This window comes from Microbacterium sp. UBA1612 (genome assembly GCF_002321605.1).
In the GTDB taxonomy this organism is placed as follows: Bacteria; Actinomycetota; Actinomycetes; order Actinomycetales; family Microbacteriaceae; genus Microbacterium; species Microbacterium luteum.
This window is the reverse complement of sequence record NZ_DCMW01000014.1, coordinates 114040-124930: the sequence shown is the minus strand read 5'-3', so window position 1 is coordinate 124930 and position 10891 is coordinate 114040. Positions and strand designations below refer to the sequence as shown.

Below are 10891 nucleotides of genomic sequence, written 5' to 3'. Positions count from 1 at the left end.
ACAGACGGGCGCGCGCGTCATCGCGTCGGGCTCACCTCGATCACGTGTCCCACGACTGCTGTCTGACCCGGGAGATCAATCACGTCGTCGACGAGCCACTCGATCCCCCGAGCGAGAAGAAGGATCCCCGAATCTCCCTGCTGACGCGGCGGCTGGAAAAGAGCCGGTATCCCTGGAGGCACGCGCAACCTGACCACCGATCGCACCCCGGGGACCGTCCGGTCCACCGGCAGAAGCCGAGCCGTGAGATAACCCGACTCGCGGATGCTCTGCCCCGGGGAGAAGCGCTCATCTCCCCTGTCCGTCAACGTCACGACGATCGCCTCCGGCGTCGGCTTCCGCGCCAGAGCATCGTCCAGCTGCGCGACCCGATCGCGGATGGGTGGTGTCATCGGCGCTTTCCCGCTGAGAGCGGCGTCGATCTCGTCACGCGAAGGTGACGCCGAGCGCACTCTGCGTGACGATGACGTGCTCTCCGGATTGACGAAGCGTTCCAGATCCGCCTTCGAGGGGTACTCCTCAAGGGTGGGAGAGACTCTTCCGGCGGGTGCAGGCCCTTCGACGCCGAGGAGCCCTTCGATGGCTGCAGAGGCGGGCACTCCCCGTTGCTTGAGGTCGCGCAGCCTCGTGAGCCAGTAGCCCGACCCCTCGGGCTGGAAGTCTCCGGCACGCGTGGCGACGAGGCCGGCGGAGTCATCATCATCCACCCCGAGGTAGAGATACCCGACCGTCGCCCCATCACGAACGACAGCAGCAGCCTTCACCGCCCCCGCCGGGGCGGCGTTGTACCGGGGCGGACCTGCGACCGCCCGGCCCTGCACGTCGTCGACGTCCATCACTTCGCCACGCTTCCGAACACATGCCATTGTCCATCACGGAAGACCGTGTCTTCGGCCGTCCAACGGAGGTCGCGTCCGAGAAGGAGCTCCCGCTCAGTCGCCCCGAAATCAGAAACGGCTTCGACCCACAGAGCCGGCGTGCCCTCTGGCACACGGAGATGAAGCACCGCGTCCTGCCCGCTGAAAGCATCTGCAGCGTCCCCCAACGAGGTCGAGAGGTAGGCGCTCTCATCGAACGTCGTCCCCGCCGCATCCTGCGGAAGCACCGACCAGTGCGCCGTCCCCGTCCCCCGGGTCACGACGACGTCCTCGGTCAGCGGATGCGCCCGCATCGCCTCATCAATCCTGCTCACGTGTTGGGCGATCTCCTCGCTCATCGGCCCTCCACGGAGTGAGCCATTGATCTCGCGATAGGTGATGCCGGAGTCCCCGGGGACTTCGCGCGTGTAATCGTAGACGGCATCCGCGACATCCTCTGGCAGAGAGTCGGCGACTCCTGCCCATTCCGCTCGTCCGTACTCGATCGCCGCTGCGTCGTCGGCGAACGTGACCGCGCCCTCCGAGACGACTGCCATCGCTTGGGAATAGCGCTCGTCCGCCGAGAGATCGGGTGCGCCCGGATCGCCGGTATCGCTCAGGTGGTCGACGTCATCACCGGCCTGGGCCGCGTCACCGAACGCACCCTCGGGCAGCTCGACCCGTACGCCGGGGGCCTCCAGCACGGGCACACCGTCGTCGACGCGCGCCACGATCGCGTCCGGGTGGATGCCCAGCTCGTCGACGAGGGCGGTCATCGCCGTCTGGCCGGTGTCGGCGCGCAGCACGGCCGGCTGGCCGAGATCGTCGCCGAGGTCGACGACGTCGAGGCCGCTGAAGGTCGGTGAATCCAGTCGCGCCGCGAGGTCGCCGACGCCGGAGAAGGCGTGGCCGCCCACGCGCACCGCGCCGTTCACCGCCCATGCACCCGGGTCGATCAGATCGGTGAACCGCGCCATCTTCGACAGCACCGACGCCGCTGTGCCCGCGGTCTTGACACCCGCGACGGCGGCGCCGCCGGGAATGAGGATCGTGCCGACGTTGAAGACCGACTCACCGAGGGCCGTGCCGGGGTCATCCGCCCATTTGTCCCATGCGATGAGCGCCTTGCCGGTGTTCTTCGCGGTCTCATCCAGGCCGTCCTTGAACTCGGCGACCTCGTCCGGGAGGAATCCGTCGCCGCCGAACTGCCGCATCCCGTCATCGACCGCGAACAGGACGTTCAGCGGCGGCGTCGCCGCGATCACCCCGCTCAGGGCGAGCGAACCGAGACTCCCCCACGCCGCACCGTAGGCGTCCCCGGAGAAGAAGTCGCCCGTCGACGGGTCGTAGCCGAGCACGAGCGTGCCGAGGCCCTCGACGGTTCCCCACACGCCGCCGACGGCGATGCCCTCCCACAGGAAGTCTTTGAAGACGACGTTGACGGTCGCCTCGCCGCACCCCTCGGTGCGCTCCACCTCGGCGCCCCACGGCATCTCGGTGCCGGCCGGGATCTCGTCGATGCCGTAGGCGAGAGCGTCATCCTCGCTCGTGGCCGCCCGCAGCGGCGCGGCACAGTACAGCGCGCGGATCGCATTCGCGCACGTGCGCTCGGCCTCCCACAGGAGCACCTGCTGCGCATTGACCCGTGCGATCAGATCGTTGTTGCGGTCGACGTACTCCTGCACCTCATGCCACTCCTTCGTGACGGTGCGGTACTGGGAGACCTCCGTCGCGGTGGCGGTGCCGCCCGTCGACGACGACGAGTACGCGCCGTACGCGTTCCACGACCCCTGGTAGCCCTGCGTGCTCACCCAGGCCGGGTTCAGCTCGCGCACGCTCACGCCACCGGAGATCTCGGCGACGAACGTCTGCGCCTCCAGGCGCAGCGCATCCAACTCCGCCTTGATCGGGCGCACGTCGGCGGCGAACGCGGTGAGCGCACCGCCGACCGTCTCGATGCCGTCGCCGGATGCGGTCGCCTGGCTCGAGACCGGATCCATCAGCCCGAGCAGGGTCGCCGACTCGGGGGCCTCGTAGACGCCTGCCATGCGCTGCCACGACAGCTGCACCTGCGAGCCGGTGTCGCGCACGGTGCCCGCGAGCGAGGTGACCGTCGCCGCGTTGGTCTCGATCGCCTCAGGATCCAGATCTCTGCCCGGGATCTGTTCCGGGTCGATCGCCGCCGGCATCAGTCGGCCCCGAGCGGCAGGGAGGCGGGCGTGATCGCGGCGACGCTCGCTGCCTGCGCGTCGGCGGCCATCGCGAGGTCTCCGGTGACGTACGCCTCGGTCGCTGACACGACACCGCTGGTGGCGGCGCCGATGCGGGCGCTCATGCCCTGGATACGGGGCGACTCGACGGTGTCGAAGTAGGACTGCACGGCCTCGGCGATCGCGCCGGACTGCGTGGCCGTGACGGCGGCGCCGAGGGGCGCGCCGAGCGCGTTCAACGCCTCGCCGAGGGCTTCGGCGTGCGGGTTCACGGCGGTGAGGACTCCGGCGACGCCGGACGGGTCGATGCTCCAGGTGGTCACGTGCGTGACGACCCGGTCAGCCGATGGATTCGACGGCCGCGCGCGCCTTGCGCAGCGCTTCCTGCGCCGTCTCGTCGTTGCGCTCGAGCGACGTGCGCAGCGTGGTGATGATCGTGCGCACCTCGCCGGCGGCCGCCTTCCACCGCTGCTCCTTGGCGCGGTAGTCCTCGGACACGCCCTCGGCGGTGTAGTCGGCCATCGCGGCGGCCACGTCGCGGTCGTGCTGATCGATGACCGCCTCGAGCTGCGCGGCGACGCGGTTGAAGTTGTCCTGCGCGTTCTGCGAGGCCGCGATGTCGTAGTCGCGGCGGTCGTTCTGATTCACCATGATGCCGCCCCTCACCGTCCGCCGAAGCGTGCGGCATCGAACGAGGCGCCGCCTTCGAGGCTCGACGTGCTGTCGATCATGGCGCCCTCCCCCTCGAGGAAGGACCGGTTCATGCCGCCGATGCCGCCGAGCACACCGTCGAGGGATGCCTTCAGCTCGGCCGAGATCACATCGGTGCGCGACTTGAAGCGGTCGAAGGCCGCGCGGCCCGCTCCCTGGAATCGCCCCTCGAGCGGCTCTGCCGCCTCGAAGAGCTGGCGCACCAGCACCTGCAGATCGTCACTCGATCCCGACGTGGACTTCGTCAGCACCCCGAGGGTGTCTGCTCCCATCGCGAACTTCATGTCGCCCCCGACCTCTCGTTCCGTCCGACCCAACTCGGACGCATCCGAAAACAACGATACGAAAATACCCGCCGATACGGAGCCCGAAGACCAGATGAAAGAAGTCTCACGCCGCGACGGCCGCTGTCACACTGTGTTCAGTCACCGAGGAGCGGCCTGACTGCCGCGTTGACGCGAGGGAGGTCGACGTTGATCGTCGCCCACACCGCGTCGTAATCCGTCGCCTCATAGTGGTGCGCCAGCCGATCGCGCATGCGCTTGATGCTCGACCAGGGGACCTGCGGGTTCGCGAGGATCGTCTCGTCGCTCAACCGTGCAACGTTCTCACCGATCTTGATGATGATCGACTCGGCCGCGAGGCCCGGCGTATTCAGATCGTCCGAGCGGTACCAATCGCGGCCTCGCGCGGCGAGTCGAGCGCCGTCATCGCACAATCGCACAATCGCACGTAGCGCCCGCCGGTCCCGTTCCTTCACGCCGCCACGGCTGACCGGAGGATCGGATGATCGAGGGGAAGCGCGCCGTCAGTGACGACATCGACAGGAACGCCGAGCATCTCTTCAGCGGCGATCGTGAACTCGGCGATCGCCAACAGCCCGACGGAGGACGACCGCGTGACGAGGAGATCGAGATCACTTTCCGTCGTGTCTGTGCCGTTGATGGCGGATCCGAAGACGCGAACGTTGCTCAGTCCGTAGTCCGCGGCGAGGTCCTTGATTCTCTCGCGGTTCTGCTCGAGCGCTTCATGGGGCAAGGGGCGCATGGCGGCCTGCAGACGTTCGAGCATGGCCGCCGACGGCTTCCGGCGGCCGGACTCGTAGGCGGCGATATTGGGTTGCGCCACACCGGTGCGCGTGGCGAGCTGTGCCTGGCTGAGCCCCGCTCGCTCGCGCCGGTCCCGCAATGCCTCACCCATATCGCCATGATATCGCCCCATCGAATGGTGCGGAAGGGAGCTCGGACGATCTGGCCCGGCGCCCGAGGCCGCTGTCACACTGTGTTCATGGACCTTCGCATCACCGACGACGCGGACGCCGACCGGCTGCTCTCCGACGACCCGCTCGCCCTCCTCATCGGGATGCTGCTCGATCAGCAGGTGGCCATGGAAGTCGCTTTCGCGGGTCCGCTGAAGATCCAGCAGCGCCTCGGCACGACGGACGCGGCGGCACTGGCCGCCGTGGATCCGGACGACTTCGCCGCGGCCTTCTCACAGCCGCCCGCGGTGCACCGCTTCCCGGGGTCGATGGCCGGACGCGTGCAGGCGCTCTGCCGCACCATCGCCGACGACTGGGGAGGCGACGCCGCAGCACTGTGGACGCAGGACGACCCCGACGGCGCGACGGTGCTGAAGCGCCTGAAGGCCCTCCCGGGCTTCGGCGACCAGAAGGCGAAGATCTTCCTCGCCCTTCTCGGCAAGCAGTACGGCTACGACGGCGCCGGCTGGCGTGAGGCCGCAGGATCCTACGGCGAGGAGGGCTCCTATCGCAGCGTCGCCGACATCACATCCCCCGAGTCGCTGACGAAGGTGCGGGAGTACAAGCGCGCGATGAAGGCGGAGGCGAAGACGTGAAGAAGACCGGCGGAAGCGTGGCGGCGTTCATCGCGGAGGTCGCCCCGACGAAGCGGCAGCGCGACGCGCACGCCCTCGTCGACATGATGCGCGAGATCAGCGGACGCGAACCCGAGCTGTGGGGCACGATCGTCGGATTCGGCAGCTGCCACTACCGCTACCCCACCGGCAACGAGGGCGACATGCCCGTCATGGCCTTCGCTCCGCGGAAGGCCGCCTCGACGATCTACCTCGACTCGATCGAGGCTCACGAGCAGGCCCTCGCCGATCTCGGCCCGCACACCAGCGGCGTCGGCTGCCTCTACATCAAAGACCTCGAGCAGATCGATGACGCCGTGCTGCGCGGCATCCTGGAACGCTCGCTCGCCTACACCGAGGGCGGCGGCGGCGAGTACGCGCAGATCACCGTCATCGACTGACGCGAACCCCGCCGGTCAGGCGCCGCGGAGGCGCTCGGCGAGGTAGGCGTCGAGCTGGTCGAGCGCGACGCGCTCCTGCGCCATCGTGTCGCGGTCGCGCACCGTGACGGCGCGGTCGTCGAGCGAGTCGAAGTCGACCGTCACGCACAGCGGCGTGCCGATCTCGTCCTGGCGACGATAACGGCGACCGATCGCGCCGGCGTCGTCGAAGTCGGTGTTCCAGCCGTGGCCGCGCACGCGGTCGGCGACCTCACGGGCCAGCGGCGACAGCTTCTCGTTGCGCGACAGCGGCAGCACCGCGACCTTCACCGGCGCCAGGCGCGGGTCGAGTCCCAGCACCGTGCGGGTGTCGGTGCCGCCCTTGGCGTTCGGCGCCTCCTCCTCGCGGTAGGCGTCGACGAGGAACGCCATCATCGCGCGGGTGAGGCCGAACGACGGCTCGATGACATACGGGATGTACTTCTCACCCGAGGCCTGGTCGAAGAACGTCAGGCTCTGCCCCGACGCCTCGGTGTGGCTCTTCAGGTCGTAGTCGGTGCGGTTGGCGACACCCATCAGCTCGCCCCACTCCTTGCCGGGGAAGCCGAAGCGGTACTCGACGTCGATCGTGCCGGCGGAGTAGTGCGCGCGATCCTCCTCGGGCACGTCGAACCGGCGCATGTTGTCGGCGCTCACGCCGAGGTCGATGAACCAGTTCCAGCAGGCCTCGACCCAGTGGTCGAACCACTCGCCGGCCTCGTCGGGCGCGGTGAAGAACTCGATCTCCATCTGCTCGAACTCGCGGGTGCGGAAGATGAAGTTGCCCGGCGTGATCTCGTTGCGGAACGCCTTGCCGACCTGGCCGATGCCGAACGGCGGCTTCTTGCGGCTGGCGGTGAGCACGTTGGAGAAGTTCACGAAGATGCCCTGCGCCGTCTCGGGGCGCAGGAAGTGCAGGCCCGACTCGTCGTCGACGACCCCGAGGTAGGTCTTGACCAGGCCGGAGAACGCCTTGGGCTCGGTGTAGCGCCCCTTGGTGCCGCAGTTCGGGCACGGCACGTCGGCGAGGCCGTTCTCGGCGGGGCGCCCCTTGCGTGCCTCGAAGTCCTCGATGAGATTGTCGGCGCGGAAGCGCTTGTGGCACTGCAGGCACTCGACCAGGGGGTCGGTGAAGGTCGCCACGTGACCGGATGCCTCCCACACGCGCTTGGGGAGGATGATCGAGGAGTCCAGCCCCACCATGTCGCCGCGGCCGCGCACGAAGGTCTGCCACCACTGGCGGCGGATGTTCTCCTTCAGCTCCGTGCCGAGGGGACCGTAGTCCCATGCCGACCGCGACCCGCCGTAGATCTCACCCGCTTGGAACACGAACCCGCGATGACGGGCGAGGGCGATGACTTTGTCGAGACGGGACTGCTCGGCCACGGTGGCTCCAATGGTCGTTCTGGGGGTGTGTGCGCCGATCGCGCGGAACCGGCGACGCCGGCATCCCCCGATTCTAATGAGCGGATGCCGACCGCACCGTCGCGCTCACTCGCGGGCGGGCGCGTACCGGCCGAGCACGATGTCGACGAGGCGTTCGGCTTCGCCGTCGTCGGCGTCGGAGCGTGCGACGATCCGCAGCACGATCGCACCGATGAGAAGCTCCACGATCGACGCGATGGGCGCCTCCGCGGGAAGCTCCCCGTCGGACACCCCCTGCTCGAGTCGTCGCACGAGGTCGGCATCGGCGCCGAGGTTGTCGCGCACCCGCTCGCCGATGGCGGGGTTGATCGTGCCGGCCGCGACGAGCGACTTCAGCATCTCGTCGTGCTCCGGGTCGTCGACGAACGCCAGCACCGTGCGCATCCACCGTGCGAGGTCGTCGCGCAGCGTGCCGTCGAAGCGGGGCACCACCTGCTCGGGCATGAGCATGCCCTCGATGAGCGCCTCGGCGACCAGGTCGCTCTTGGTCGGCCACCACCGGTAGATCGTCTGCTTGCCGACGCCCGCCTCGGCGGCGATGCCCTCGATGCTCAGCTGCCCGAAGCCCTTCTCCAGGAACAGCCGCGCCGTCGCGCGGAGGATCGCCAGCCGCGCCGCCTCACTGCGGGGCGCACCACCTCGTCGGTCTGTCACGGTCATCCTCGATTCAGGTTACGAGACGGTTCGTATCGTACGCTGTCGTCGCTCCCGATCGCATCCGCCACGAAAGGTGATCATGGCAGAACTGCTGTACCGGCTCGGCAAGGCCTCCGCGAAGCGCGCGTGGATCGTGATCGTCGCGTGGGCGGCGGTCCTGGGGCTCGCCGGCGGCGCGTTCGCCGTCGGCTTCGGCACCCTCGCGACGAGCTTCGACGTGCCCGGCACCGCATCGGGCGAGGTGATCGACGAGCTGGCCGAGGAGCTGCCGGACTATGCCGGCGCATCGGGTCAGGTCGTCTACCACGCCGAGGACGGCGAGGCCCTCACCGCCGACCAGCAGGCCGACATCGCCGCCGTCGCCGAGGGGCTCTCCGACCTTCCCGACGTCGCGCAGGTCGTCGATCCCTTCGAGACCGAGCAGGAGCGCGCGGACCGCGAACAGGAGATCGTCGACGGTCGCGCCGAGATCGAGGACGGCCAGGAGCAGCTCGACGCCGGCCAGGAGCAGCTGGATGCCGCGCTCGACGACCTCGAAGCCGGGCAGGAGCAGCTCGACGCCGGGCAGGAGCAGCTCGACGCCGCTCGCGAACAGGCCGAAGCCGCCGGCGCACCCGCCGAGCAGATCGCCGCGCTCGATGCGCAGCAGGCCGAGCTCGACGCCCAGCAGGAGCAGCTCGACGCGGCCCGCGAGGAGATCGCCGCGCAGCAGGCCGAGCTCGACGAGGGTCGCGCCGATCTCGTCGAGGGCGCGGAGCAGCTCGAGCTCGGCGCCGATCTGCTCGCGCTCTCGGACGGCATCCGCGTCGTGTCCGAGGACGGCACGACCGCGCTGGTGAACGTCTCGTTCGACGTGCCGCTGCTGGAGCTCGACGCCGCATCGAAGGAGGCCGTGATCTCCTACGTCGAGGCGAATCCGATCGAGGGCGTCGAGTACGCCTTCTCGTCGACCCTCGCCCAGTCGGTTCCGAACCTGATCGGCGTCGGAGAGATCGCGGGCCTCGCGATCGCCGCGGTCGTGCTGCTGGTCATGCTCGGCACGGTCATCGCCGCAGCGCTGCCCATCGTCACCGCTCTCGTCGGCGTGGGCATCGCGGTGCTCGCCGCCCTGTCCCTGTCCGGCGTGCTGGACATGTCGAGCGTCACGCCGGTGCTCGGCATCATGCTCGGGCTGGCGGTCGGCATCGACTACTCGCTGTTCATCATCAACCGCCACCGCAAACAGCTGCTCGAGGGCGCGGAGATGCGCGAATCCATCGGACTCGCCAACGGCACCGCCGGAAACGCGGTCACCTTCGCCGGCTCCACCGTCATCATCGCGCTGCTGGCGCTGAACATCACCGGCATCCCCTTCCTCGGGCTCATGGGAACCGTCGGCGCGTTCGCTGTGCTCATCGCCGTGCTGATCGCCGTCACGCTCACGCCCGCGCTGCTCGGGCTCATCGGTCCCCGCGTGCTGAACCGGCGCGCCCGGGCGAAGGTCGGCTCCGTCCACCACGAGGATTCCGGCGCCGCCCCCATGGGCACGTGGCGAGCCGTGCTCACGGCGGCCGGTGCGATCATCGCGCTGCTGGTGATCGCCATCCCGGCCCTGTCGATGCGCGTCGGGCTGCCCGACGGCTCGAGCGAGCCCGAAGAGTCGTACGCCTACCAGGCGTACACGCTCACCGAGGAGGCGTTCGGCGCCGGCGTCAACGGCACGCTGCTCGTATCGGCGACGCTGCCCGGCGACCTCGACAACACGGCCGAGCTGCAGGCGCAGCTCGACATCGCCACCGCCCTGTCCGACCTCGACGGCGTCGTCGCCGTCGCACCGATCGCCGTATCGGATGACGGCACCCTGGCGGCGTTCCAGGTGGTGCCCGAAGACGGGCCGAGCTCGGTGTCGACCGAGGAGCTCGTGCGCGACCTGCGCACCCTGCCCCCCGTCGACGGCGAATACGCACTCGGCGTGGCCGGCCAGGCCGCCATCAACATCGACATCTCCGAGAACCTCGCCGCGGTGCTGCCGCTGTACATCGCGGTCGTCGTCGGACTGTCCCTGATCATCATGATCGTGGTGTTCCGGTCGCTGCTCGTGCCGATCATCGCGACGGGCGGGTTCATCCTGTCGCTGTTCGCCACCTACGGCGCGACCGTCGCGGTGTTCCAGTGGGGCTGGGGCGCCGACATCATCGGCCTGCACGCGACCGGCCCCATCCTGAGCTTCCTGCCGGTGCTGCTCGTGGGCATCCTCTTCGGCCTCGCCATGGACTACCAGCTGTTCCTGTCCTCCGGCATGCGGGAGGCGTTCGTCCACGGCGCCCCTGCCCGCCTCGCCGTGATGCGGGGGCTTCGCGCCGGCCGCGCCGTGGTCACGGCGGCGGGCCTGATCATGGTCTCGGTGTTCGGCGGGTTCATCTTCGCCGAGTCGACCATGATCCGCTCGATCGGGTTCGGTCTCGCCTTCGGTGTGCTACTCGACGCCTTCGTCGTGCGAATGCTGCTCATGCCCGCGCTCATGCACCTGCTCGGCCGCTCGGCCTGGTGGCTGCCCCGATGGCTCGACCGGATCATCCCGAACGTCGACGTCGAGGGCGCCAAGCTCGAGCGCGCCCACCACGCCCCCTGGGCCGACGGTGACGAACCGGCCGGCGACGAGCCGCTGACACGGCGCGAGGCCCGCGAGCGCGGCGAGCTCTGACACCTTCGCCGTCGACAACACAGGAGATCCGCGCGCCATGGGCTCGTCACGGCGCCT

General features: G+C 69.2%; 12 protein-coding genes. 3 read left to right on the top strand and 9 right to left on the bottom strand.

Features of this window, described 5'->3' with window-relative positions; translation table 11 throughout:
* Positions 1–17: 17 nt before the first annotated feature.
* From B3S45_RS06065 to B3S45_RS06035, 7 genes are all read right to left on the bottom strand, one after another.
* Positions 18–839 (bottom strand): hypothetical protein, encoded by an 822-nt coding sequence (locus B3S45_RS06065; protein WP_194383940.1) that lies wholly within the window; start codon positions 837–839, stop codon positions 18–20.
* A complete protein-coding gene (locus tag B3S45_RS06060; RefSeq protein ID WP_286718042.1) occupies positions 836–3046 on the bottom strand; it encodes an ADP-ribosyltransferase in 2211 nt (736 codons plus the stop codon). The genes B3S45_RS06065 and B3S45_RS06060 overlap by 4 nt, the downstream gene beginning before the upstream one ends.
* Positions 3046–3390, bottom strand: coding sequence for a DUF6507 family protein (locus tag B3S45_RS06055; RefSeq protein WP_071045199.1), 345 nt, complete (start codon positions 3388–3390; stop codon positions 3046–3048). Before B3S45_RS06055 ends, B3S45_RS06060 begins: the two co-directional genes overlap by 1 nt.
* 16 nt (positions 3391–3406) lie before the next feature.
* Positions 3407–3718: a pore-forming ESAT-6 family protein gene (locus B3S45_RS06050; protein ID WP_071045283.1), complete on the bottom strand. Its 312-nt coding sequence runs from the start codon at positions 3716–3718 to the stop codon at positions 3407–3409.
* Positions 3719–3729: 11 nt separating this feature from the next.
* On the bottom strand, positions 3730–4062 hold the full coding sequence (locus tag B3S45_RS06045) for a hypothetical protein (protein WP_071045198.1): 333 nt from the start codon (positions 4060–4062) through the stop codon (positions 3730–3732).
* Positions 4063–4199: 137 nt separating this feature from the next.
* Positions 4200–4502, bottom strand: a complete 303-nt coding sequence (locus B3S45_RS06040; RefSeq protein ID WP_286718034.1) for a DUF86 domain-containing protein — start codon at positions 4500–4502, stop codon at positions 4200–4202.
* Positions 4503–4534: 32 nt separating this feature from the next.
* Positions 4535–5056 (bottom strand): XRE family transcriptional regulator, encoded by a 522-nt coding sequence (locus B3S45_RS06035; protein WP_143003748.1) that lies wholly within the window; start codon positions 5054–5056, stop codon positions 4535–4537.
* Positions 5057–5065: 9 nt separating this feature from the next.
* Between B3S45_RS06035 and B3S45_RS06030 the strand changes: the two genes are divergently transcribed.
* Both B3S45_RS06030 and B3S45_RS06025 read left to right on the top strand, forming a co-directional pair.
* Positions 5066–5632 carry an HhH-GPD-type base excision DNA repair protein gene (locus tag B3S45_RS06030; protein ID WP_286718031.1) on the top strand — a complete coding sequence of 189 codons (567 nt, stop codon included), beginning with the start codon at positions 5066–5068 and terminating at the stop codon, positions 5630–5632.
* A complete protein-coding gene (locus tag B3S45_RS06025; protein WP_286718028.1) occupies positions 5629–6051 on the top strand; it encodes a DUF1801 domain-containing protein in 423 nt (140 codons plus the stop codon). The genes B3S45_RS06030 and B3S45_RS06025 overlap by 4 nt, the downstream gene beginning before the upstream one ends.
* Before the next feature lie 15 nt (positions 6052–6066).
* Here the strand turns inward: B3S45_RS06025 and B3S45_RS06020 are convergent, their stop codons facing one another.
* Both B3S45_RS06020 and B3S45_RS06015 read right to left on the bottom strand, forming a co-directional pair.
* Complete coding sequence (locus B3S45_RS06020; RefSeq protein WP_286718026.1) at positions 6067–7455, bottom strand: glycine--tRNA ligase; 1389 nt, start codon at positions 7453–7455, stop codon at positions 6067–6069.
* A gap of 105 nt (positions 7456–7560) precedes the next feature.
* Positions 7561–8154 (bottom strand): TetR/AcrR family transcriptional regulator, encoded by a 594-nt coding sequence (locus B3S45_RS06015; protein ID WP_286718024.1) that lies wholly within the window; start codon positions 8152–8154, stop codon positions 7561–7563.
* 76 nt (positions 8155–8230) lie between these two features.
* Here B3S45_RS06015 and B3S45_RS06010 point away from each other — a divergent pair, with 76 nt between their 5' ends.
* Complete coding sequence (locus B3S45_RS06010) at positions 8231–10834, top strand: MMPL family transporter (RefSeq protein ID WP_286718022.1); 2604 nt, start codon at positions 8231–8233, stop codon at positions 10832–10834.
* The last annotated feature ends 57 nt before the right edge of the window (positions 10835–10891 follow it).